General features: G+C 60.2%; 20 protein-coding genes. 7 read left to right on the forward strand and 13 right to left on the reverse strand.

Going from position 1 to position 25,054, the window contains the following annotated elements:
* Nucleotides 1-24 precede the first annotated feature (24 nt).
* Together P1L40_RS06535 and P1L40_RS06540 are read left to right on the forward strand one after the other, a co-directional pair.
* Entirely contained in the window at nt 25-1,155 is a 1,131-nt protein-coding gene (locus P1L40_RS06535) for an alkaline phosphatase family protein (RefSeq protein ID WP_284010521.1), read from the forward strand.
* Nucleotides 1,156-1,273: 118 nt separating this feature from the next.
* Nucleotides 1,274-2,083 (forward strand): alkaline phosphatase family protein, encoded by an 810-nt coding sequence (locus P1L40_RS06540; protein WP_284010522.1) that lies wholly within the window; start codon nt 1,274-1,276, stop codon nt 2,081-2,083.
* Between the two features lie 7 nt (nt 2,084-2,090).
* On the opposite strand, the gene P1L40_RS06545 is transcribed toward P1L40_RS06540, so the two are convergent.
* Together P1L40_RS06545 and P1L40_RS06550 are read right to left on the reverse strand one after the other, a co-directional pair.
* Nucleotides 2,091-3,041 (reverse strand): NAD-dependent epimerase/dehydratase family protein, encoded by a 951-nt coding sequence (locus P1L40_RS06545; protein WP_284010523.1) that lies wholly within the window; start codon nt 3,039-3,041, stop codon nt 2,091-2,093.
* A 33-nt stretch (nt 3,042-3,074) separates the two neighbouring features.
* Complete coding sequence (locus tag P1L40_RS06550) at nt 3,075-3,710, reverse strand: class I SAM-dependent methyltransferase (RefSeq protein WP_284010524.1); 636 nt, start codon at nt 3,708-3,710, stop codon at nt 3,075-3,077.
* Between the two features lie 117 nt (nt 3,711-3,827).
* On the opposite strand from P1L40_RS06550, the gene P1L40_RS06555 reads away from it, so the two are divergent.
* Nucleotides 3,828-4,958 (forward strand): glycosyltransferase family 4 protein, encoded by a 1,131-nt coding sequence (locus P1L40_RS06555; RefSeq protein WP_284010525.1) that lies wholly within the window; start codon nt 3,828-3,830, stop codon nt 4,956-4,958.
* Here the strand turns inward: P1L40_RS06555 and P1L40_RS06560 are convergent, their stop codons facing one another.
* Nucleotides 4,959-6,023: a glycosyltransferase family 4 protein gene (locus P1L40_RS06560; protein ID WP_284010526.1), complete on the reverse strand. Its 1,065-nt coding sequence runs from the start codon at nt 6,021-6,023 to the stop codon at nt 4,959-4,961.
* A 237-nt stretch (nt 6,024-6,260) separates the two neighbouring features.
* Here P1L40_RS06560 and P1L40_RS06565 point away from each other — a divergent pair, with 237 nt between their 5' ends.
* Nucleotides 6,261-7,589, forward strand: coding sequence for a sulfatase family protein (locus tag P1L40_RS06565; protein WP_284010527.1), 1,329 nt, complete (start codon nt 6,261-6,263; stop codon nt 7,587-7,589).
* Nucleotides 7,590-7,593: 4 nt separating this feature from the next.
* On the opposite strand, the gene P1L40_RS06570 is transcribed toward P1L40_RS06565, so the two are convergent.
* From P1L40_RS06570 to P1L40_RS06585, 4 genes are all read right to left on the reverse strand, one after another.
* Nucleotides 7,594-8,637, reverse strand: a complete 1,044-nt coding sequence (locus tag P1L40_RS06570) for a glycosyltransferase family 4 protein (RefSeq protein ID WP_284010528.1) — start codon at nt 8,635-8,637, stop codon at nt 7,594-7,596.
* A 139-nt stretch (nt 8,638-8,776) separates the two neighbouring features.
* The gene (locus P1L40_RS06575) at nt 8,777-10,270 is read right to left on the reverse strand and encodes a hypothetical protein (protein ID WP_284010529.1); all 1,494 of its coding nucleotides are present in this window, start codon (nt 10,268-10,270) and stop codon (nt 8,777-8,779) included.
* A gap of 104 nt (nt 10,271-10,374) precedes the next feature.
* Nucleotides 10,375-11,553: a glycosyltransferase family 4 protein gene (locus P1L40_RS06580; protein WP_284010530.1), complete on the reverse strand. Its 1,179-nt coding sequence runs from the start codon at nt 11,551-11,553 to the stop codon at nt 10,375-10,377.
* Between the two features lie 48 nt (nt 11,554-11,601).
* Nucleotides 11,602-12,528, reverse strand: a complete 927-nt coding sequence (locus tag P1L40_RS06585; protein WP_284010531.1) for an alkaline phosphatase family protein — start codon at nt 12,526-12,528, stop codon at nt 11,602-11,604.
* A gap of 210 nt (nt 12,529-12,738) precedes the next feature.
* On the opposite strand from P1L40_RS06585, the gene P1L40_RS06590 reads away from it, so the two are divergent.
* Together P1L40_RS06590 and asnB are read left to right on the forward strand one after the other, a co-directional pair.
* Nucleotides 12,739-13,893: a glycosyltransferase gene (locus P1L40_RS06590; RefSeq protein WP_284010532.1), complete on the forward strand. Its 1,155-nt coding sequence runs from the start codon at nt 12,739-12,741 to the stop codon at nt 13,891-13,893.
* 78 nt (nt 13,894-13,971) lie between these two features.
* Nucleotides 13,972-15,789 carry an asparagine synthase (glutamine-hydrolyzing) gene (gene asnB, locus P1L40_RS06595; protein ID WP_284010533.1) on the forward strand — a complete coding sequence of 606 codons (1,818 nt, stop codon included), beginning with the start codon at nt 13,972-13,974 and terminating at the stop codon, nt 15,787-15,789.
* Between the two features lie 24 nt (nt 15,790-15,813).
* On the opposite strand, the gene P1L40_RS06600 is transcribed toward asnB, so the two are convergent.
* Nucleotides 15,814-16,938 (reverse strand): glycosyltransferase family 4 protein, encoded by a 1,125-nt coding sequence (locus tag P1L40_RS06600; protein WP_284010534.1) that lies wholly within the window; start codon nt 16,936-16,938, stop codon nt 15,814-15,816.
* Nucleotides 16,939-17,158: 220 nt separating this feature from the next.
* On the opposite strand from P1L40_RS06600, the gene P1L40_RS06605 reads away from it, so the two are divergent.
* A complete protein-coding gene (locus P1L40_RS06605; RefSeq protein WP_284010535.1) occupies nt 17,159-18,613 on the forward strand; it encodes a sugar transferase in 1,455 nt (484 codons plus the stop codon).
* 1 nt (nt 18,614) lies between these two features.
* Here the strand turns inward: P1L40_RS06605 and P1L40_RS06610 are convergent, their stop codons facing one another.
* From P1L40_RS06610 to glmU, 5 genes are all read right to left on the reverse strand, one after another.
* A complete protein-coding gene (locus P1L40_RS06610) occupies nt 18,615-19,586 on the reverse strand; it encodes an NAD-dependent epimerase/dehydratase family protein (protein WP_284010536.1) in 972 nt (323 codons plus the stop codon).
* On the reverse strand, nt 19,573-20,514 hold the full coding sequence (locus P1L40_RS06615; RefSeq protein WP_284010537.1) for an NAD-dependent epimerase/dehydratase family protein: 942 nt from the start codon (nt 20,512-20,514) through the stop codon (nt 19,573-19,575). Before P1L40_RS06615 ends, P1L40_RS06610 begins: the two co-directional genes overlap by 14 nt.
* Complete coding sequence (locus P1L40_RS06620) at nt 20,511-21,683, reverse strand: NAD-dependent epimerase/dehydratase family protein (protein ID WP_284010538.1); 1,173 nt, start codon at nt 21,681-21,683, stop codon at nt 20,511-20,513. Before P1L40_RS06620 ends, P1L40_RS06615 begins: the two co-directional genes overlap by 4 nt.
* Nucleotides 21,684-21,829: 146 nt before the next feature.
* Nucleotides 21,830-23,626, reverse strand: a complete 1,797-nt coding sequence (glmS, locus tag P1L40_RS06625; protein WP_284010539.1) for a glutamine--fructose-6-phosphate transaminase (isomerizing) — start codon at nt 23,624-23,626, stop codon at nt 21,830-21,832.
* Nucleotides 23,626-24,816 (reverse strand): bifunctional sugar-1-phosphate nucleotidylyltransferase/acetyltransferase, encoded by a 1,191-nt coding sequence (gene glmU / locus P1L40_RS06630; protein WP_284010540.1) that lies wholly within the window; start codon nt 24,814-24,816, stop codon nt 23,626-23,628. Before glmU ends, glmS begins: the two co-directional genes overlap by 1 nt.
* Nucleotides 24,817-25,054: the final 238 nt, after the last annotated feature.

Below are 25,054 nucleotides of genomic sequence, written 5' to 3' on the forward strand. Positions count from 1 at the left end.
AAAAAAACTGTTTTGACTCGTTCTGTGACGATTGAGCCGACCGATACGGTTATTGAGTTCGCACCTGTATCGACCCGCGTGTTCTCCCACTGTTCGTTGCGGGACCGTCTCTACAACAGTGTCTTCCGGACGGCGCAGCGTCTTCCCGTGGATGTCCGATATGACATGTATCTCCCACTCCTGAACACGGTTACCTCCCGGTATCCGCTAGGGACGAACGTCTACGAACGCGACTGGGATGTCTTGATCGTTCTCGACTCGTGCCGTGTCGATGCCCTGCGAACAGTGGCTCCGGAGTATGATTTTATCGGAGAGGTAGAATCGACTACATCTGTTGGCAGTTTTACCGGTGAATGGTTGCTCAAGACGTTCACCGAGCGATACCGTCAGGAGATAGCCGAGACTGCCTACATCTCCCCTTCAGCCTGGACCTATCGGATTTTCACCGAGCGAATTCAGACGTACGATACAGTCGACACCGCTCGTCAGCACACAGATATCGATATCGACGGTGCGGACTTCGAGTTAGTCAAGGAAAGTTATCGGCACCTGTACCGCGGTTGGCCTGAATGGCGGACGGTTCCGGAGTCGGCATTCGGTCGCATCGAGAACGTCTGGCTCTACCCTGTTCGAGAGCCCGAGACCAGATATCACCCAGAGACGACCCAGGTACCACACATCGTCACTGACCGGGCGATCGCTGTTGGCCGCGAACACGATTTCGATCGTCTCGTGGTCCATTACACTGTCCCACACTACCCCTTCATCGGTGGCGTCGACCCGGAGACGGAGTTGGGGCCGCACCAGGCACATACGTTCCCGACGGCACTCCGTGATGGCGAAACGACAATCGACGCGGTGTGGGAAGCGTATCTCGACAATCTCAGACTCGGATTGGACCACGTTCGTACGCTCATCCGAAACATCGACGCTGACAACGTCGCTCTGACTGCCGATCACGGGGAGGCGCTGGGCGAATTCGGCATTTACAAGCATCCATACGGAGTTCCCCACCCGAGAGTCAAACGTGTTCCATGGACTGAAACCACCGCAGAGGATACAGGGACCCATAGCCCAGAGTTCGAAGCCTTCGACGAATCGACCATCGACGGGAACGACATCACAGAGAATCTAGACGCGTTAGGTTACCTATGACCCGGAAACACGAATCTCGTCTGAGACGATGATTCGAGCGGGGTCGGCTAGGAAGTGGGCCCGAAAGTGGATCGAAAGAGCGAATCGGGCGTACCACACGCGGCTTTACCGTCGGTCGATGAACCCGGCTGGGGTCGACGTTTTCGAGGAGGGGTGGGATACGTTGGTCATCCTTGATGCGTGTCGGCACGAGGCGCTTGAGAGGTACGACCTCCCTGGGAGACTGGAGGCAAGGGAGTCTAGGGGATCCATGACTGTCGAGTTCCTGCGAGGGAACTTCCTCGATCGGGATTTGACTGACGTAGTGTATGTCACCGCTACGCCACAACTTCATCGTGTCGCCAACCCTTCCGAGTTCAGTCTGCACGCGGTCGTAAACCTTTGGCAGGACGACGATAACTACTGGTGGGCGTCCGACGGCCGTCACTGTGTCCCGCCGGAGAGAACCACAGAGTACGCTATACAGACGGCACGTCGGTTCCCGAAGAAGCGACTCATCGTCCACTACACACAGCCACACATCCCGTTCATGAACCCGGCAGACGAGACACTCGAGACCGACGCCAACCCGTATCGAGCCTACACTGACGGTCGGTTAGATGTCGATCCGGACGCGCTTCGGGAGTCGTACTATCGAAACGTGGAAGTGGCGCTTCCGGCGGTGGAAAAACTCCTGAAGACAGTCGATGGGAAGACGGTGGTAACGGCTGACCACGGTCATCTTCTTGGCGAGCGGGTGTGGCCGATTCCGGTCCGTATGTGGGGCCACCCACACGGTATCTACGTCGACGAATTGGTCACGGTACCGTGGTTGGTTTATACTAACGGTGAACGACGCGAGATAGTTGCCGACCCACCGGTCAATACTGTGTCGGTCGACGAAAGGACGGTCACGGACCGACTCGACGCACTTGGATACCGGACGTAGCGGCTGTTCATTCCGCGAACAGGTCCCCGCGAAAGCTCTCGATGGTCAATTCAAGCCCCGACTGGAGCGTGGTGTCTGCCTGCCAGGAGAGCAGGTCGGCGGCTTTCCGTGTATCCGGGCGTCGCTGTAAGGGGTCGTCTTCCGGAAGTTTCTCGTAGACCACCGTACTGTTTGCATCACACATATCTATGACCATGTCCGCGAGTGAGTGGATGGTCCGTTCGTTTTCACGGCCCAAGTTGATGACCTCGCCGGCCAACCCGTCAGTCTCCATCAGGCTCCGCAACCCGTTGACCAGGTCCGTGACATAGCAGAAACTTCGTGTCTGTGAACCATCACCGTAGACAGTCAAATCCTCGTCGTGGAGTGCCTGCGAGACGAACGTTGGGATGACCCGTCCGTCATCGGGTCGCATCCGTGGCCCGTAGGTATTGAAGATACGGGCGGTTCGAATGTCTACATCGTACTCGTCTCGGTACGCAACTGTCAGCGTTTCGCCGAACCGCTTCGATTCGTCGTAGCAGCCACGCGGGCCGCGGATATTGACATTGCCATTGTACGTCTCAGGTTGTGGTGAGACTTCCGGGTCACCGTAGACCTCGCTCGTACTCGCATAAACCATACGTGCGTCCGTCGCGACAGCGTAGTCCAGAAGATTCCGCGTCCCTCGTGTGTTAGTGAGAGCGATATCGACCGGGAAGTCAGTAAAATCGGCAGGTGACGCTCGTGAGGCTAGGTGGTAGACCTCCTCTGCTGGGGGTAATGTAACCGCGTCGCGGATGTCGGCTTCGATACTCTGGAATCGGTGGTCGTCCACTAAGTGCGAGATGTTCGTCCGTCTCCCACTCCCGAAGTTGTCGACACACACGACCTCATTGCCGGCATCTAATAGCGACTCACACAGGTGACTCCCGAGAAAACCCGCCCCGCCGGCGACGAGGGAGACAGTAGTTGCCATCGTTTAGTAATGGCTGTTGGCGCATTTATCGTTTTATACGTCGCTCTCGTCGTCACGAACCGCGATCAGGCAGGTGTAAGAACCCCCACGAACGATCGGGAACCGAGTCAACACGCTCCAGTCCGGCAGCGTCGGGAGTTTCGGTACCGAGACGTTACGGAATGTAGTTTCGGTAGTGCGGTAACCTAGCGCCCGCAGCAGCGATTGGAGCGAGAAAGGGTCGATGAACTGGACGTGATCATCGGCTCCAAGGAAGCGATCAGCATCGAGCGACGCATCGAACAGGTACCATCGGAGGTATCGGTACAATCCCATTGGATTCGGGGTTGTGAGTACTAACCGTCCGCCTGGGACGAGGATACGGCGAAGCTCCCGAAGTACGGGAACAGGATCGACGAGATGTTCGACCACCTCAGCGAAGACGACTGTATCGAACGATCGATTAGTAAACGGTAGACGCTCGGCGTCTCCCCTGACCGACTTCGTGCTGTCAGTCCGCTCGTGCAAATCTTCTTTTATATCTACTCCAACGACGGACGCCGACGGATTGTTCCGTTGAATATTCCGATGAACGAGACTCTCCTCGTATTCACCGACGAATCCCACGTCTAGAATCCTATCCCCGTCCACGTGACGCGTCACCCAGTTCACCCGCGGACTCGCTTTCATGATTGTTCGTTCGATAGTCTCCTGGTTGCGGTTTTGGTGTTTCGGACGGTCTCGGTACGTAGCTGCGAGGAGAGCGCCGACGACACCCTTAGTTATGCTGGTCCCGACGGTGCTATTATGCGAGTACTGTCGCTGAGTCTCGATAATTCGATTCTCACCGACGACGGCGAACCCAGACAGCGACAGCAGGCGTACGCCGAGCGTTTGGAAGAGTACACAGTTGTCGTCAAGACCGACAGAAGGGTAGAAACAGAGATTCACGATGGCGCGTTGTCCGTCGTTCCGACCCGATCCCGATCGCGTTACCACTATCTCTACGATGCCTACCGTCTCGCTGCCCGTGAACTCTCAACGAGGGAGTACGATGTCGTGACGACACAGACACCATTCGCAACGGGGTTGATCGGATGGCTGCTGAAACGTAGGTTCGGTGTGAGATTACACACACAGGTCCACATCGACTTCCTCAACAACGCCGAGTGGATAGAACGAACGCCGGAACATCGGGTATTCGATCGAATTGCACGCTTTTGCTTGCCGCGGTCGGATGCGATTCGCGTCGGAACCTTCCACGAACGTACCAAAATCCGGCGGCTCGTGGACGAGGAGATCCCGGTCGTCGTCGCGCCGGTCAGTATCGACACCGAGTCGTTGGTGGGTGAGACGACCGCGGAACGCCGGGCCGAAGTCAGCGAAGAGTTCGACTTCGGCGACAGACCGGTCGTGCTGTTCGCTGGACGGTTCGTCGAACAGAAGGACTTTGCAACGTGGATGGCTGTCGCCGAGCGAGTCTATACCTCCATGGACAGCTCTCCTGTGTTCGTCCTGACCGGTGACGGTCCGCTCCACAGCGACGTCCGCCGACGATTTGAGCAACAGGGTATGAGAGACGTTATTCGTATGCCAGGATGGGTTGATCGAGAGACCCTGTCAGCACTGTACGACCTCGCTGATGTGTTCCTCATCACTTCGCACTACGAAGGAACTAGTCGCGTGATCGTCGAGGCAGGCCTCAACGAACTCCCGACCGTCGCGACGCCGTTCGCTGGTGCGAAAGATAATATCAGCCACGGCGAGAGTGGGTTTATCGCCGAGGACGTCGACCAACTTGCTGCTTACGTCCAGACAGTACTGACCGATGCGGGCGCTACGACAGCGTTCGGACAGGCAGCCCAACGCCAGCTCGCCGACCGCTTCGAGCGTGAGGATCTGGTGGAGTCGTACGTCGACTTCCTCAGTATACAGTGATCACACGCAAACAGATCCACGAAGATGGCCGGCAACAGTCTCCATCAGCGCGTCGACACTGTGGTTAGTCGCGACCACTTCCCGACAATTGGTCGCGATCCCGTGGTATTCTCTCTCGGCTAAATCGAGCACCCCCTCAACTCTATCGGCGAGCGTTGCTACGTCGCCGGGCGGGAACGTCAGCTGGTCGCTCTCCAGTGACGACTCCGTGACGAGTTCGAGGAAGGCGTCGTTACAACATATCGGTGGTGTTCCGCAGGCCATGGATTCGACCTCCACTTTGTCCAGACTCCCGGTCTGGCTCGCACTGATAAACAGGCCGGAACGACGATACTCGTCGACTATCTGGTCGTGTGGCACTGACTCGACCAGTTCGATGCGGTCGCCGAGACCCAGGTCGTCGATGGTTGTTCGGACCTCTGTGAGATACGCTCTGTCAGCACGAGAGAGCCCTCCGACGAGACGTAGTTCGACCGGCCGGCCCCGGTCCCGGAGAATACCGACCGCTTCAACGAGCCGGTGCGTGTTCTTTACCGGAGCTATACGACCGACGTTAAGAAGGCGCCCACGGACCGAGTCGACCGTCCCTGGAGTAAACCGCTCCATATCAATCCCGTGGCCGACAGTGAACACCTTCTCCGACGGGAGTCTGAAGCTCTGTGGGGTCGCGGTTACCACAACGTCTATGAGCCTGTGTGCTATGCGTGTATCCCATCCGATCGTACCATGTGCGTACCACATCACGTACCGACAGGACCTCCCCAGCACCGGCCAGGAGGCAAGGACGTACTGTGGAATCATGTGCGCGAAGACGGAATCGATTCCCTCACGCCGGAGCGCCAAGCAATGACGCTGGAACTCCATTACACGACGGGGTTTAGCGAACCCACGTTCTTTCCCGTAGCTTCGAACCGAGACGTTCTCGGGAAGGTCGTGTGACCCTTCGTACGCGGTCAACACAGTGAGGCGCTCTACGTGCTCGGCAAGTGCCGTTATCCAGTCGACAGTGAACCCGAGAACGTCGTGTTCCGGATCCACTCGTTGGGTCATCATCAGAACGTGCACAGTCGCCCTCCGGCAGGAGACAGCATCATTATCGGTCTCCCACTACTAAATCGTGCACTGATCTGTTCATCCGGTTCATGTATCCGATCCGTGAATATAATTTTGGCCCTGCACGTACAGTCGTGATTCGCTGTTGAGACAATTATATACCAGTTGTCACCCTATCCACGAACCATGTCGCGTCGCCCCCACGTCATCTGGATTACTCTCGACAGTGTGCGGGCCGACCACACGTCAATGGAAGATTACCGACGGGACACGACACCCGCTGTCCGTTCGATCGCCGAAGAAGGACGCTACTTCCAGTCTTGTTTCGCACACGGTAAGTACACGCTCACCTCCACTGCGTCTATTCTGACCGGAACGTACCCCACCTGGCACCGGCTCGGATACGAACGCTCACGACTCCCTGAAGGCACCAAAACGATCCCACAGCGGTTTCGAGACGTGGGCTATGCTACCGGAGGCTTCTCCTCGAACCGGTACGTAAGCGCGGAAACAGGTCTCGACCAGGGTTTCGACCAGTTCTCCTGGATTCACCCGTCGACGCTACTGGGGACGGTTAGCCCGAGACATCTCGTCGGCTACGCCCTCTCGATACGTCGACATTCCGCCGGGTTGCAACGTGACCCCTACAAACACGCGACGCCATACTTACTGAACCATGCCGCGAGGGATTGGCTATCGGAAACTCTCGAGAGCAGCCCCGTCTTCGCGTACCTCCATTACAATGAACCACACCGACCGTACTATCCTCCACTCTCCTACATCGACGCTTACACCGATTCCCTGGCGGAATCACCACGGTCAGCGGGAGAGATATCGATGAATGTCCACAGGAACGTTGAGCGGTTGATTGCAACGGGGACAGAACTCGATGACGGCGAGTTGGCGGCGATTCGGTCGATGTACGACGCGGAGATACGGTACACAGACCAACAAGTGGGTAGTTTGCTCAACGACGTTCGCTCGATGTCCGACAGACCGGTTGTTGTTGTCGTGACGGCCGACCACGGCGAACTGTTCGGCGAGTACGGGCTCATGGGACATAAATTCGTCCTCCGAGACGAGTTGACCCGGGTCCCGCTGGCCGTCTCCGGCCTCAAACTCCCCACAGACCGATCGTCGAGCGTTGTCCAACACGCCGATGTACTCCGGACAATCTTAGCGACCATCGGGGCAGATACCGAGGGTGTCCAAGGCATCAATCTGGAGACAGATAAGAGAACGTTCGCAGTCAGTCAACATCACCGCACCGACCTCGAACCGTATCAAACGTATAACCCGGAGTACGAGATGCGACCGTTCCACGAGGGCGAGTGTAGTTCGATCCGGACCGACGAATTTCGTCTTGTCCGCGAAGAGGGGGGCGACGAGCGACTGTACGCGCTCCCAGACGAAAAGAGTGACCTGACTGCTGACCGACCCGAAACAGCCGCTGCATTGCGCAACACCCTCCAGACGTGGATGGAGGACCATACCGATGATACAGCCACAGAATCAGACAGAACGTACTCGCCGGCGATGCGTGAGCAACTCGCCGATCTCGGGTACATCGACAGTTGAGAAACTACGAATCGAGTACGGCCATGATCGTCTCCGCGCGTCGTGTCCAGGTGTGCAGTTCGATGACGCGCTCGCGCGCCTGACGAGCGCGATCTGGGGCGTCCGGCGCCGAGAGGACAGTCTCTACTGTCCGAGCGAGCGCCGCCGGATCGTCTGGCGCAGCAAAATACACTTCTCGCTCACCGACAATCTCCCTGATTGCAGGGATGTCAGACGCGACGATCGGGCGCTCGGCAGCCATGTACTCGAACAGTTTTAATGGTGAAGTGTAACGGGATGCCAGTGTATCAGTCGCGGTATTGGGTATCACTAACACATCACTAGCGTAAAGATGCCGTGGGACTACCTCTGGTTCAACGTGCCCCACGAGACGAACGTTGCTGGGTATGGGGCCGGCACGGCGCCGCAACTCTGCTTGTTGTGTCTCCCAGCCGCCAACGATACAGATAGTGACGTCTGTGAGCATCCGTGCGGCCCCGATCAGCGTATCGACACCTTTCCACGCTTGTAGACTGCCAACATAAGTGATGACAGGGTGGTCTGTCGGTAGACAGAACTCAGTCCGTACGTCCGTTCTGACTTTATCGATGTCGAACCGGTCGGGATCAACGGCGTCTGGCGCTACGAGGATTCGGGTGTCGGTCCGAGTATCCCAGTCACTGCGGAGCCCGTCGCTGATGGCGACGATGTAATGTAACCGGTTGAATCCACGCTGGGCGACTTGTCCAACGATTCCGCCGGGAGGACCACGATGAACCTCTAGAACGACGGGACATCGAAGAAGGAGAGTACCGACTGTTCCGAGGAGGAGTGAACGTGTGTATACGACGTCTGGCCTCCTCGTGAGCGTGTAAACAACGGCGGCGACGGTGAACGTTATCACCTCAATGTAGAATGCCAGCGCCTGAACTATTCCTGGGAGGCTAGGTGCGAGCCACAGTAAGTCGAGACAGGGAAGTGCTGTCCACCGGAACTCGAATGCGGTGTCGTAGTATGCTTCGGGTGAGTCCGTCTCTACGTCCGGAATCCGCCACCGGTTCGGGACCACTAATTCGATATCGGCTGCCGCACGTGAAAACCCATCACACATCTGTACGATCTGACGAGTGTGTGCCTTCCGACTGGGGAGGCGAGCGTTAGCGACGTACAATATCGACTGCCTTTCGTCCGGCCCGCGTTCGTTCCGATTAGTCATCGTGTTCCCACGAACCATTCGACAGACGGTCAATACGCTGACTCTCGCCAACCAGTACACCGAGCACGACCCAGAGCGGTACGAGAAGTGTCAACCTATCGAATGGGCGGAAAAAGATACTGGCAGAAAATCCCACGACACCGGCTATCAGGCCGACATATAACAGTTTGTCTTCCACGGTACGGAGTAACGCTCGCCCGTGACGAAGCGCCAGTAACAATGAGCAGAGGTACAGAACAACACCAACGAGACCAGTCCAGACGAGGAGCGTCAGATACGCGTTGTGTAACCGCATCGTTACCTCCGGGACGTACTTCCAGTTGGCAGCACCGATACCGGTTAGCACGTGTGGTCTAACGATCAAGAGTCCCTGAACGGTCTGTTCTAACCTCGGTAGCAATGACGACGCATCGAAGAAGGGTATCGATATTACGCCGAGAGCCTCAACGAGCGATTCAACCCGTCCAGCACTGAGTTCCGGCCCGGACCGCTGTTGGCCCGACACCGACGACGGATACAGGGTGATAGCGACCAACACCACGAAGAGTAGAAGCCGACCGAATTTCGCGTACAGGGAGCTGGGACGCAATGGACCGTTCGAGATCGGAAGTCCTTGACGACGAATCGTTGTGTACAGTACCACCGTCACCACCGTCGCCAGACCGACCAGCAACCCCCCACGGTTCGCGTCGAATCCCTGGAGACGGACAACAGTCGCACAGAGTACTGCTGCAAGGCCAGCAGCGAGCGCCCGACTTCGCCGGGCTTGTAAGCTCCAACCGACCAGCACACACACGACAAGTACGAGAACAGTGCCCAACTCCCAGCGTGCGAAGCCGCTTACGTACGTGCCGATTGCGAGTCCTGACATTGGTCCCAGTCCAATCGTCGCCGTCACGACCGGACTTCCCTCGCCTAGCTGCGTGTATCCGAACCCGCTCTGTGTAACGAACTGGACGAGACCGATGATTGTGTGACCGATCCCAGCCAGGCAGAGCGTCATGATTACCGATCGTCCGTACAGCAGTTCGTTCGCGACCACCCGCCGGACTTTTTCGAACGATATTAGCGCACACAGATAAAAAAGTGCGCCGAACACGACAGCATCAGGTCTAGCGGGATCGATCGCGAGCCCGGCGATCAGGATCCACAGGACAAATACACCCAGGAGTTTTCCAGGCATCGGCATTCCAGCCTCTCTTAATCGGTTGCGTGTCACGGTCGCGACCGTGATCACCACCAACGGAAAGTACACTAGGTGAATCTCGGCCCCGAGGTCGCCGACCACACCGAAAACCGCCCGGTCGGTGAGAGGGATATTAGCTCCGAACGTCGCAGTGACGACTACAGCCAGAAGCGCGCCGCGAGTGACCTCCCGAAGTATGATCAACGACGCACCGTATCCTACACCGACCATGACGACACCGACGACGAGTGGGACATCGAAGAGTGCGTACAACAACGGAGTCACGAACGTGAGACCCACCACGAGCGATACCGAGAGTACCGCCGAAATCTTGTGGCTGCCCCACTTGTGCTGGATACGTGGTAGTTTCTGGTCACACTGTTCGAATAGTCGAGTACTCATCCCTATAGCCGTGCGATGCTCCGTTCAGATTCGGTTCCCGACGCGGTTACTGTCCTTCTCAAGGTGTCCTCGTACTGGTCCCAAGTCTGTTCATGATCAAAGACATTTGACAAGCGTCGTCTGCCGGCGTTGCTGAACGACTGCCAGCGAGTCTCGTCACTGAGCAGTCGGGCGATTCGGTCCGCGAAGGCCTCACCGTCGCCCTGGGGGACCACGTACCCGGTCTCGCCGTCGATAACGACCTCTGCATTCCCACCAGCGTCGGAGACAACGGTGGGCGTTCCACAGGCCATCGCTTCGAGGACAACGTGTGGAAGGCCCTCGTAAGTCGAGTTGAGAGCGAAGACGCGACTCCGGCTGACCAACTCAAGGACGGACTCGTGCGACAACCGGCCGTGCAACGTGTAGGCGTCACTCGGGAGCGTTCGCTCCGCGTACGATGCTATCTGGCCACGAGCAGGCCCATCACCGACGATATCCAACTGTGCTTCTGGAAACTGCTCACGGAGTCTAGCCGTGGCGTCAAGCAGTCCCTCGACGCCTTTCCAGTCCACCAGCCGACAGACAGTGATGAGCCGGAAGTCGGCTCTGTCCTCCGATTTCGGTGCAATGGACGGGTCGATAGCGTTGTACACGGTTACGATTCGGCTTTGTGGAATTCCCCAGGAAGCTACCAGATCAGCGAGATATTCGCTCGGAACGATAACCCGGTCAGCGAGACGAGTTTGGGCTGTTCTGAGGAGACGGATCGCTTCGATTCGTGGGCTGTACCGGTTATGGTTGAATGTCTCGATGTCGTCGTGCAGATCGTATCGGACAGTAGCCCTCTCCCACGCCATGTCACCCACAACTTTGACTACGAACGGGGTACCGGTGAGTTCGGTAGCAATAGCGGACTGCCAATCAAAGGCGTTAGAGAACAGTAGATCGGGATCTCGGCGGCGGATTTCTCCGATCAGAGTTCGAATCTGTTTATAAAATCGAACGCCTTCCCAACCGTTCAGCGGTATCCGGACGACGTCGAATGGGAACTTCGCATCTGTCTCCGGCGCTGGATTCCCGTTCGTGACGACCGAAACCGTGTGTCCGCGGTTCGTAAAAGCCGTCGCGATTTCGGGTACAAACGTTGCCGGCCCTCCGGACTGTGGTGGAAAGATACCAGACGCGAAGAGGATCTCCATCAGTATGGTATCACCGACTGACGTATAAAAAACCTCTCACGGGTCCGGCTACGGCATATATCCCAGGTCTCTAAGTTGTGTCTCAACCTCTCGTCGGGGCGTACCCGGCCGGAATTCGGGGGCGTGACTTCCGGTGTCTGTCGCCTCCGTGATCACCCAAGGGACTTGCTTGACGTACGGTGATAGTTGGCCCGCAGTGTGGGCGTAGACACCGTACTCTCCGAAGGCCTCGCCGTGATCTGCACTGATAGCTACCCGTTCGGCCTCAAGGTTTTCCAACAGGAGTTCCACGGAGTCCAGAACCATCCGGAGGTTGTCCAGATATGCGTCCCAGACAATACGACGCGTCGTCTCGCCGCATCGTAACTGTTCAAACGGCGCAGACTCGTGTGGGTGAAGGGGCCGTCCCTCTTCACGTGGTCCGGCGATATACGGCGCGTGAGGTTGCGAATAGTGAATAATAAGCCTTCCAGCGTCGTAGTCGCGGCCAACCGTGATCGCTCGGTCAGTCACGTGTTCCGGGAGCATGTGTTTGAACCGAGTCTCCGGTTGATACTCCCAGGCGTGGTCGAGTAGTAGAAACTCCTCCGCAGGAACGACCTGCCACGCGACCGGTATCCGCTCTGCGGGGAACCTCCGTTGTTCTATGACCCGCTTGCTGAACGCGTTGGCAGAGACATATGCGGTATCACGGATCTCTCGGACGAATTCTGTACGAAAAGTATTGGCAATCCATTCCGGGGAAGTGCTACCGACCGAGGTAATAACACCGATATCGCCGAGGAAGTCGTACTCGTCGGCAACCGCTCTCAGAGCATCAACCCGACAGGTATCGAGAATCAAGAGCGCGTCCCAGTCGCGGTTGTAGACGTTCGTCCCGACAGGAAATCGTGAGGTAACGGTCATCCAAGCGGCGAGGTAAGCACGGTACGCTGCCCGTATCACTTGGTGTCGTTTCGTGCCCGTAGCAGCCATGACAAGTAGAGTCGAGTACCAGCCACTGAATGTGTTGCGGTGTCCCAGGCGAAGCGGTTATGAAAATTCGACGTTAGAATAGGTGTATTCTTTGATGTTTCCGGGCGGGGAGAGTATACGCGGATTTACGTGGTCCGACTCCTTCGAGAACCCCCATCCTCGGTCCGTCTCCGCGAACACTTATATATAAACCAAACGTACCGGCGTTTTATGTGCGACGAGGGCCTGAAGGTTTTGCACGTCATCACGGGCATCAATGTCGGAGGCGCCGAGAACCATCTCCTGTCGCTGTGCAGAGGACTGACCAGCCGTGGGATTGACGTCTCTGTCGCATATCTTCGTGCTGACGATGACGAACTCACTAGTAAGTTTCGTGAGGCCGGTTGTAGCGTCATCTCGGTGAACATGAGACACGACGCGGACCCTGCGGCGCTGGCACGATTAGTCAAACACGCTCGCGGTGCCGTGTACGACATCGTTCATGGCCATCTCTTCCACGGGACAGTGTACGGTTCGGTGGCAGCAGTCGCCTGTGGCTCGGAGTTTATCGTCTCGAAACACAACGACCACCCGTTCTGGGCAGACCAACCGGTCAAGACGGTTCACGAACTCGCCCTCAAGCCAGTAGACCGCGTTATCTGTCTCTCCGATTATGTCCGGGAGTATCTTCTGGAGACAACTCAAGTAGACCCGGGCCTGGTAGAGACTGTCCATTACGGCCTTGACCCGACGCGATTCGACGAAGTGTCCGCCTCCGCCAGGCGACAGATCCATCGAGAGTTCGACACCGAGGAGGGGTTTCTCGTCGGAACGATCGGTCGACTCACGGAACAGAAGAATCTCGGCATTCTACTCCGATCCTTCCAGGAGGTCGTAGGTGAACATCCCACGGCCAAGTTAGCTGTCGTGGGCCGAGGTGAGGAAGAAGAACAACTCAAGGCTCTTGCGACCAAACTCGGTATCGACGACCACATCATCTTCACGGGCTTCCGAGAGGACATACCGGAATTGATGCATGCATTCGATGTCTTCGTGCTCCCGTCTCGCTGGGAAGGATTTGGTGTCGTCTTCCTTGAGGCGATGGCCGCACGGACCCCCGTCGTGGCCTCGGACACAAGCGCGATTCCGGAGGTCATCGGTACTGGTGAGGGTACTGCGGGTGTCCTAGTCGATTCCGATGACACTGGCGCGTTCGCCGACACGATCAACAGACTGCTGTCCGATGCAGAGTACCGGGCCGAACTGGGAGACTCTGGTCGTGAACGACTTGAATCACGATTCTCTGTTCCACAGATGGTTGAGCAGATAGCTACCATCTACAGTGCCTGCACAGGGAAACAGAGGCCCTCCCGCGCGGGGCCCTGAGAAACAGGACGAAAGATGTGTGGAATCGCAGGTGGGTTCGACCCAACTTCCCCACCACCATACGATCTGCTCCAGGCCATGAGCGAGGCGCTCGAACATCGTGGGCCCGACGAGGAGGGGGTTTTTCGCGAAGGCCCCGTTGGCTTGGCACACCGTCGCCTCTCGATAGTCGATCCGGCCGGGGGCACACAGCCTATGGCCAATGAGGGCGGCGACGTCATTGTAGTGTTCAACGGAGAGATATACAATCACCGCTCCGTCCGAAACGAGTTATCGAACCGGCACGAATTCCGGAGCGACGCTGACACCGAGGTTATCCTCCACGCATACGAGGAGTACGGTCTTGAGATGGTAACGAAGTTGAAAGGGATGTTCGCGTTCGCAATCTGGGACGCTAAGACGGAGCGTCTCGTCCTCGCACGCGACCCGGTAGGAATCAAGCCGCTGTATGTCACCACCGGCCCCAGGCCGTGGTTTGCATCGGAGTTATCCGCACTGCTTGAGGCAGGTATCGACCACGGGGGGCTCGACCGAACAGCCATCGGGCAGTACTTCGCCCTTGGATTCGTTCCTGCGCCACGGACCGTATTTCGGAACGTTCGGGCGGTCTCCCCGGGCGAAATGCACATCGTAGACGACAGCGGTCACGAACGAATGTCGTACTACGACTGGTCGGTCACCGCCAGAAATCCATCTTTCGAACGAGCAGCTGTAGAGTTGCGTGACAAGGTTGACAGATCAGTTCGCGGCCGATTAATGAGCGACGTACCGCTGGGAGCGTTTCTCAGTGGGGGTCTCGATTCTACTGTCATCGTCGGAACGCTCGCGGAGTTGTGCGAAGAGCCTGTACAAACCTACACAGTCGGGTTCGACGAGGCGCGTTTTGACGAGTCCGCTGCTGCTAAAATCGTCGCAGACTATCACGCGACGGATCATACAGAGTACACGGTCAGTCCGGCCGATCTCAAAGCCGCTGTCCCCTCGGTAGTAGGTCGACTTGGGCAACCCTTCGCTGACCAGTCTCTTATTCCAACGCACGTAGTGTCCCAGAAGTCGAGCCAGGATGTGACCGTCACGCTATCGGGAGACGGTGCGGACGAACTGTTTCTCGGGTACGATAAATATCGCGGAGAGTACTATTCGTCGTACTACCGGTCGCTACCGAAGCCACTTCGGAGCCTAATCGAAAACAGTCTATCGCGTGCTCCGCGGTCTCGAGGCGACCGTATCGGGGAGTTTGTCCGGAAAGCAGACAAGTTTACGCGCAGTGGGACAACGAATCCGGTAGACCGGCACTTCGAGTGGCTCCGTATCACTGACGAGCAATCGGCGACAGCGACGACAGTTGATCCGCTTCATGCTGGCCGGACGGCGATCAGAGAGTGGAACGATCGAGTTACTCCGTCTCTCCCGAGTGGCCGACGCGACTCACTCACGCAGATGCAGGCCATCGACACACGGGTCGCCCTCCCGGAACAACTTCTTCATAAAGTGGACCTTGCGAGTATGTACAACTCCCTGGAAGTCCGTGTCCCGTTTCTGTCCACCGACATCGTCAAGTACGCACTGTCGCTGCCGCGCCAACACAAAATGACGGCGCTCTCTCGGAAGCGCCTTCTCAGACAAGCCTTCGCCGACCGTATCCCCGACGAGATCGCCGACCGGCCCAAGCGAGGGTTCGATATGCCAGTCGGGGAGTGGTTTAAATCAGAGTTGGCTGACGAGTTTCAGGACACTCTTGGACGCATCGATAGCACCGTTCTTGACACAAGTGCTGTCCGTACAGTCTACGACGAGCACTGTAAGGGACAAGCCGAACATGGAAAGTTCCTCTGGAGCGTCTACGTTTACGCTCAATGGGAAGGACGACTCCGGGCGTCGGGTGTCATAGACTGAGTGTTTTCTCCCGAAACAGTCGTGTCAGCTTCCCTTGACGAGTCCTTGCAGGCGATTCGTTGTCGTTTCGACGGTCTCATTCCAGTCGTGGTGTGTCGAGACGTATTCGCGCCCGGACCGCCCCAGAGTATGCCGGACATTATCGTCTGCTAACTCCCGTATCGCCTCCGCGAACCCTCTCGGTTCTGCCTGATCAGGCTGACGTCCTCCGACGGCACAGAGTTGCTGCAATTGTGGCAACGGACTCGTCACGACCGGGACAGCCGAAGCGAGAGACTCCAAAACGGCCCGCGGGACTCCTTCAGACCGACTCGGTAGCAATAATAGGTCTGCAGCTCGGTACACAGCCGGCATCTCGTCGTAGGGAATCGCTCCGTGGAGCGAGACTCGTTCGGTAATCCCCTCTCTGTTAGCAACACGCTGGACAGTTTCCCTACCCGGTCCATCTCCGACAACAGCCAGTTCAGCATCGAGAGAAGAGTATTTCTCAAGGGCCGCGCTGAGGGCCTCAACTGCCAGGGCCGGTCGTTTTCCCTGTACGAGCCTCCCCACAAACAACAGCGTCAGATCCCGGTTGCCGATTTCGTCTCGGGCCGACCCGGATGGTGAAAAGCGGGACACGTCGATGCCGTTGTGAACGACGTCAATAGGTGATTTGACGCCGATATCCCTGAGCCGCTCCTTTTCAGCCGACGAATAGCAGAACACTGTATCCGCCTGATTAAACGTCCAGCGTCCGATCGAGTACAGGTACGTTCTAAATATCCACTCCGAGACGGACTGCGAGTAGAGCCCATGATTCGTCACCACCAACGGAGAGTCGCCGAATCTTCGCGTGAGTGCGGCCAAGTTTGTCGAAAAATACAGGTGGGAGTGTGCGTGGATCAGGTCGAACTCAGAGGAACTGCGTAGAAGATACCGTGCTACCGACGGTGAAATATCGTTGCTGGCGATAGACAGCCCTTTGGGCACCTCAACGACCTCGTAGCCGGACCGCTCTCTGATTCGGGATGTTCGCCTCGAAGTAGTTGTCAGCACCGTCACGTCGTGACCTGCGCTGGCCTGGTCACGGCTCATCGCATGCACGTGGTACTGCCCCCCGCCGACTGACTCCGGATATACTTTCTGAGCGACCCTGAGGATCCGCATACGTCTACTTTCGACATGTGTGAAAAAAACCGTGTCGCCTCAGATCCGTATGCGCCAGAATACCGACTCCGGACCCCATGCGGGGGTGAAAATGCGGTGTCAGCAGCCGAACTTCGTCGGAAACCTCACCGTTGAGATGTAATACAGCGGCCCTGAGCTGTTCTCACCAACGATAGCAAGCCCGGTGGACTTATTTTCCGTCGTTAATGATACCCATTCAATGATCGGTGGCTGGCGGTACCGCCTCGCCGGCGGGCTGGGAGCGGTGACGTTCACTGTCCTAGCACTAGCCCTCGCCTACCAGTCAGTAATACAGGACCTCATAGTTTTAGTCCCCTTCGTCGGCGACCTACCGATCCGATCGGCGACAGTGCAGGAATTCGCGTTCGAAGCACTGACGACGGCCACCATCGTCGCCGTCGCGTTCGCCCCGCTGTACAAGCCACAGCCGCGCCGACTGCTCGACACCTGGCTGTTCGCGGTTCGTCGGACGGCCATCGCCGTCCTCGCACTCGCAACGATAGGGTACTTCGACTACACGTACAAACTCCCCAGGCTGACCCTCATCACGGCTGGGGCGGTCCTCATGGCAACACTTCCAGCGTACTTCGTCGCGATCCGCCGACGGCCCGTCGATGGCGAAGAGCGCACCGTGATCGTCGGGAACGCCGCGGAGCGAATCCCGCGAATCAGTCGTGCAGCGGACGCGAACGTAGTCGGGTACGTCGCTCCGCAGGCCGTCAAGGACAGCGAGATCGGGATGATCGACGGTGGCCACGTGACATCGGTCGACATCCCCCGACTCGGTGGCCTCTCGCGACTCGAAGAGGTGTTGCTCTCACACAACGCCGACACGGCCGTCCTCTCCTTTGCTGGCGAAGATCGCTCGGAGCTGTTCGGTGCGCTGGCAGTCTGTCACGAGAACGGTGTGGAAGCACAGATCCACAGCGACTACGCCGACCCCGTCCTGACCAACGAGATAGACGGCGAACCGCTCGTCGATATCGATCTCGAACCGTGGGACCCACAAGATCAGGTCCTGAAACGGCTGTTCGACATCTGCTTTGCCGGTGTGGGTCTCGTAGTGCTCACGCCGATAATCGCCGTCATCGCCATCGCCATCAAACTCGAAGACGGCGGACCGATCCTCTACTGGCAAGAGCGGACCGCGGTGTTCGGCAAGACGTTCACCATCGCGAAGTTCCGAAGTATGGTCCCGAACGCCGAGAGCGAGTCCGGAGCGACGATCTCCGCGGAAGACGCTGGCGGGACCGACCCGCGTGTCACCCCGGTGGGAACGGTGCTGCGGACGAGCCACCTCGACGAGATTCCACAGCTCTGGTCGGTCCTACTGGGTGACATGTCCGTCGTCGGGCCACGCCCGGAACGACCGTCGCTGGATGCGGACATGGAATCGGCGGTCGAGGAGTGGCCAAACAGGTGGTTCGTCCGCCCGGGATTGACCGGACTGGCACAGATCAACGGCGTCACCGGAACGGACCCGGAACGGAAACTCCAGTACGATATCGAGTACATCCGCCAGCAGTCACTCTCGTTCGACGGGAAGATCGTCATCCGGCAACTCTATCAGGTGCTGACGGACGCCATCAGCCTTCTCCGGTCGGATGCCGCGGATACCCCGGACACCGGGGACGACGGCACGCCGAACCGGTAGTTCACTCGAAGGCCGCCTCGACCGCGTCCGTGACAGTTCGCTCAGCCTCCCAGCCCAGCCGTTCCCGAGCCGCACTGGTATCGACAGTGAACGACTCGACCAGCGTCTCGTCGTCGGCCCGCGGGTTCTCCACGAGCGTGACGGGAACGTCGACCCCCAATCGCTCGACTGCGGCTCCCTGGACGAGCCGGGCGACGGCCTCGACACTGGGGTCCTCGTCGCTCGCGAGTTCGAACTTCTCGACGCCGGTCACGCCGTCGGCCCGCTGTGCGAGCAGTCGTTCGGCGCTCCGGACGTAGGCGCGGGCGACATCCGTGACGTGGAGGAAGTTGCGCGACTGGCTGCCGGGTTCGTAGACCGTCAGTGGCTCGCCGGAGCGTGCCCGGTCGACGAAGAAGTTGACGACGGTCGGTTTCGACACCGTGGTTCCGTCGACCGCGTGGCGGCCGTAGACGTTCGAGATCATGTACTGGTGGGCCGGGAACGCGCCGGCGGCGAACTCGTCGATCGATCGCTCGCTGACGAGTTTCGTCCGGCCGTACCAGTTCACCGGATCCCGTGGATGATCGACGGTGATCGGGAACTGCTCGGGGTCGCCGACGACGGCCATCGAGAACGGGAAGACCAGCGCCGCGCCGGTCTGCCGGCAGAACCAGGCGACGTTGTCGGTCCCCTGGACGTTGACCTCGTAGGCCAGGTCGGGGTCGGCGTCGCAGTCGTCGACGCCCGAGATCGCAGCCAGGTGGAGGACGACGACCGCTCCCGAGAGGGCGTCTTCCAGCCGTCGACGGTCGCGGATGTCGACGTGGTCGATCCCGACATCGCCGACCGAACCGAGTCGCCCCTCGTAGAAGTTGTCGATGGCGGTGATCTCCCAGTCGGGATGACGGGCCTGGAGTTCGACGAGGACGCGGCTCCCGATGTAGCCGGCGGCGCCCGTCACGGCGATCCGTGGCGTCTCAGTGCGGGCCATCGGTGAACCTCCCGGCGAGATCGCGAACCCCCTCGCGAAGCGTCCAGCGGGGCTGGAAACCGGTCGAATCCAGTCGGTCGAAGTCGACGTGGTAGGACGGGCCGGGGTGTTCGTCTTCGAGGTAGGTAATCTCGACCGCGCCGACCGCCTCCTCGACGATTTCCGCGATCTCGGCGATCCGGTAGTTCTCGGCCGTGCTCCCGACGTTGTAGACGTGCTCGGACCAGTCGCCAGGGTGTAGTGCTGCGTGTTTGTAGGCGCGTGCGGCGTCGGCGACGTGGATGAAGGGCCGCCAGTTGTCGCCGTCGCCGTAGACGGTGAGCGGGCGGCCGGTCAGCGCCCGGAAGACGAAGTCGTTGACCACGAGATTGAACCGGATCCCGGGCGCGTACCCGAAGTTCGTCGCCAGTCGCAGGGCGACACCGTCCATCCCGAATGCCTCGCAGTACTCCGCAAGCAGCGTCTCGGCGTCGCGTTTGGTCTCGGCGTAGGGGTTGATCGGGTCGGGCGTGACCGTCTCGTCGACGTGCGTGCTGGTCGCTCGCCCGTAGACGTTACAGGAGGAGGCAAAGACCACGGTCTCGACGCCGAGTTTCCCGGCGGCCGTCAGGACGTTCTCGGTGCCGTCCTCGTTGACCGCGACCGTCTCCGCGCAGCGGTCGTGGGTACTCGCTGCGCCCGTGATCGCCGCGAGGTGGATCACCGTGTCCATCCCGCGGGTGGCGCTCTCGACATCGCCGTACTCGCGCACGTCGCCGTGTCGGACCGTGAGGGAGTCGTCGACAGCGCCAAGCAGCGCCCGCGGGGAGCCAGAGGCCAGGTTGTCGAGGACGACGACTTCGCCGACGCGGTCGTCGGCAACCAGTCGCGGGACGAGGGCGCTCCCGATGTAGCCACAGCCGCCCGTGACCAGCACGTCGGTCGTCATCCGTCGGCGAGGACCCCTGGCAGGAACCGGTCTTCGTAGGACTCTATGGTGTCGCTGTACCGGGTCAGCGTCTCGAAGATGTCACGAACGCCGTCCTCGAAGGTCTGGTCCTGCCCGCCGATGAGGTCGGCGTAGCGGTCGTTCTCGATCTCCATCTTGTGTGTCTCGTCCTCGTCACGCGGGTTCTCGAAGTGCTCGACGGCCACGTCGAGGTCGAACTCGCCCCCCACGTCGGCGATGGTCTCCGCGACTTCGACGATACTGATGGCGCGGGTGACCTGATTGTAGACGGTCAGCCCCTCGGGCCGGTCGTCGGCGTCGCCGAGCGCGAGGCGGGCGAGCCCCTCGATGGCGTCCTCCAGCGAGACGAACGGCTTGCGCTGCTTTCCTTTCCCGTAGACGGTGACCGGGTAGCCCGCGACGGCCTGGGCACAGAAGCGGTGCGCGACCGTCCCGAAGTAGTAGTCGAAGTCGAATCGGGTCTTCAGCCGGTCGTCTTCGCGCGTCTCGGCAGTCTCGGTCCCGTAGACGATGGCGGTCCGCACGTCCGAGACGGGGATGTCGAACTGGTCGTGGGCCAGCCGGAGGTTCTGAGCGTCGAATCCCTTGGTAGAGTGGTACCAACTCCCCGACATGTTTGGGAACGGCACGCCGTCGGCTTCGCCCTGGTTCTCCATCGTCGCCCCACCTTCGGGGATAGGGAACTCGGGTGCCCCGTAGACGCCGGTCGTCGTCGTCTCGACGAAGTGCGTGTCCGTGAGGTCGTGTTCTTTCAGGCCCCACAGGAGGTTCCGCGTGGCCTGCATGTTGTTGTGCTGGGTGTAGTTGGCCCGCTCGCCGTTGATCTGGGAGTACGGCGCGGAGGGCTGGGCGGCAGCGTGGACGACGACCTCGGGTTCGTGGACAGCCAGGAGTTCGTCGACGAAGCCCCTCTCGACGAGGTCACCCTCGACGAAGGAGAGATTCGAGCAGTCGTGTACCTCTCGGGCGGCGTCGAGGCGGCGGTCGGGGCTGGCGACCGGTGTGGCACTGGTCGCGCCCACGTCGCCGACCCAGCGGCGGCGCGCGAGGTTGTCCACCAGGACGACCCGGTCGTCGGTTCGTGTCGCGATCCGGAGCGCCGTCGGCCAGCCGAGGTAGCCGTCGGCGCCGGTGAGCAGAATCGACATCGTGAATCCACCGGAACCCACACCGGTCGCTCATTTGTTTATGAACGCGCTACCCGCCCGGTAGCCGCCGCTTACAGCGTCTTCCGGATCAGTGGAGACGAAAACCGTCACCACACACGTTCGACAGCGAAGCAGGCCGAGTTAGTTCACTCGACGGTCACGCTCTTCGCGAGGTTCCGTGGCTTGTCGATCGGCCGGTCGAGCAACGCAGCGGTGTGATACGACACCAGTTGGAGGTGGATGTTCGCCAGCACGGCCGCGGCCCGCGGATGGGTCTCGGGCAGTTCCAGCACCTCGTCGGCGTAGCGGGCGGCGTCGTTCTGGCCGTCGGTCACGGCGACGACGGGCGCATCCCGGGCTTCGACTTCCTTGATGTTGCCCACGGTCTTGCGAGCACGCTCGTCGTCGCCGGTGACGACAGCGAACACGGGCGTCTGCTCGGTCACCAGCGCGAGCGGCCCGTGTTTGAGTTCGCCGGCGGCGAACCCCTCGGCGTGTTTGTAGGTGATCTCTTTCATCTTCAGCGCGCCCTCCAAGGCGACGGGGAACTGCTGGCCCCGGCCGATGAAGAAGTAGGCGTTCGCGTCCTGGTACAGTTCGGCAACTTCCTCGGCCGCGGAGTTGTCGAGGATCGCCTGGACCTGGCCGGGCAGGTCACGGAGCGCGGCGATCACACGCCGATCGGCGGCGGTCGACGTGGTGCCGAGCGCGAGCAGGTTCAGCGCGGCCAGTTGCGAGGCGAAGGTCTTGCTCGCGGCGACGCCGATCTCGGGGCCGGCGCGGATGTACAGCGCGTGGTCGCACTCACGGGCCGCCGTCGATCCGACGACGTTGGTCACGGCCAGGGTGCGCGCGCCGCGCTTGCGGGCCTCTCGCAGCGCCGAGAGGGTGTCCGCCGTCTCGCCGCTCTGGGTGACGCCGACGACGAGGGCGTCACCGATGGGCGGTACGCCGGTGGCGTACTCGCTGGCGAGGAACGCCTGAGCCGGGATCCCGGCCTCCTGGAACAACTGGGCGCCGTACAGCGCTGCGTGATACGAGGTACCACAGGCGACGAAGTGGACGCCCGTCGGCGAGAGATCACCGAGGTCGCCGATGTCGACGCTGCCGGAGAGTTCGTCGACCCGGCCGCGGAGACACTGCCGGAGCGCCCGCGGTTGCTCGTGGATCTCCTTGAGCATGTAGTGGTCGTAGCCGCTCTTGCCGGTCTCCTCGGGGTCCCAGTCGACGGTGTCGACATCCTTCTCGACGACGGTGCCCTCGCTGTCGGTGACCGTCCAGCCGTCGGCGTCGAGGCGGGCGAACTCGCCGTCGTCGAGGTAGACGACCCGATCGGTGAAATCGCGGAACGCCGGCACGTCGCTGGCGAGGAAGGTCGCCTCGTCGGTCACACCGAGGACGAGCGGCGAGTCGTGACGCGCGGCGAAGACGGTCTCCGTCCCCGCGACGACCACCGCGACGGCGAAACTGCCTTCGAGTTTGTCGATTGCCGTCCGGACGGCCGCTTCGGGGTCGGCGCCGCCTTCGAGTTCGCGCTCGATGAGGTGGGGGATCACTTCGGTGTCGGTGTCGGAAGTGAACGTGTGGCCCGCCGAGACGAGTTCGTCCCGGAGGTCCTGGTAGTTCTCGATGATGCCGTTGTGGACGACGGCGACCGAGCCATGACAGTCCTGGTGGGGGTGGGCGTTCGCGTCCGTCGGCGGGCCGTGCGTGCTCCAGCGGGTGTGGCCCACGCCGACCGCGCCCGAGAGGTCGACACTCTCTAGGGTCGCTTCGAGTTCGTCGATGTCGCCGGCGTTCTTGCAGATGCTGACCGGTTCGTCCGCGCTCGTCAGCGCGACGCCGGCCGAGTCGTACCCACGGTACTCCAGTTTCGAGAGGCCGTGGACGAGCGTATCGAGCGTCTCGTCGCCGCGGCCGACACAGCCGATGATCCCGCACATCAGCGGGTCACCTCCACGCCCTCGCTGACGTTGCTGTCGATCGTCGCGCCCGTGTGCAACGTCACGTCCGTGCCGACGAGCGTCCCGGGAGCGATACTGACATCGCCCGCCGCGGTCGTCCAGTCACCGATGACCGCGCCGAGTCGCTGGTTCTCGAAGACGCTCGTCCCGACCTGTACGTCCGCGGAACCGCCAGGGACGACGGTGTCGGCGCCCAGGTCCACGTCCTGTCCGGTGACGGTATCGAGCAGGGTCGAACTCGGCCCTACGCGCGTGTCGGCGTCAAGCACCGACCGCTGGACGACCGCGTTGGCACCGATCGTCACGTTTGCGCCGATGGCCGTATCGGGGCCGATCACGGCACCCGCCCCGATCTCACAGTCCGGGCCGATGACGACCGGTCCCTGGAGGACAGCCTCGTCGTGAACGTGTGCGTCGGTGTCGACCCAGACGTGTTCGCCCCGTGCGATCTCGATGACTCGTTCGCGGTTGAGCACCTCGCGCGCGACGGTCAGCAGGTCCCACGGGTAGGTGGCGTCGACCCACATCCCGTCGACCTCGACCCCGCGGACCCGCTCGTGGGCGACTAACCGCTCGATCGTGTCGGTGATGCCCAACTCGCCCGCGGTCCGTGGTGTCTCCTCGATCGCCTCGAAGATGCTCTCGGGGAACGCGTACACGCCGGCGTTGATGAGCCGGTAACCGTCGTCGCGTGGTTTCTCGACGAAATCCGCGATGTCACCGCCGCGCAGTTCCACGGCGCCATAGCGGCTGGTGTCCCGGCGTTCGGTGACGGCGATGCTCGGATCGCCAGTCTCGGCGAAGGAAGCATCGACCGCCTCTACCGTCCCCGCGTCGATGAGTCGGTCGCCGTTGAGGACCAGTAGGGGGCCGTCGACCTCCCTGCGTGCCTGTGCCAGCGCGTGGCCGCTCCCGAGTTGCTTCTCCTGGAGGACGTACGTGATCGGAACGTCCCGGTAGGTCGGGCCGAAGTGGTCCTGCACGCGGTCGCGTTTGAACCCGACGACGACGACCAATCGCTCGATGCCCGCCTCGATCAAGGCGTCGAAGACGTGTTCGAGGATCGGCCGGTTCGCCGCCGGTAACATCGGTTTCGGCCGGTTTCGCGTCAGCGGCCGGAGCCGGGTCCCCTCGCCCGCTGCGAGGATCACCGCGGTATCGATGTGCATATCTCACCGTGTGCGCCGTCCTGTTTCAACCTTCTGGGCTGGGCGGTTTTCGCGCTGTGGCTGTTCGTTCTCTCTGTCGCTGTCATCGTCCGTCCGTACGACTCGGGGTACTTCGTTTGGCTCCGATTACCGTTGGCTTCGATATCTGAATCGTCACCGGCGCTATACCCGTCCAGGAATGTGAATTTTTGGTACACAGATAGTCAGTTATTCGATAATCACTGCTTTATACCACACC

The sequence above is a fragment of the Haloarcula pelagica genome (assembly GCF_030127105.1).
In the GTDB taxonomy this organism is placed as follows: Archaea; Halobacteriota; Halobacteria; order Halobacteriales; family Haloarculaceae; genus Haloarcula; species Haloarcula pelagica.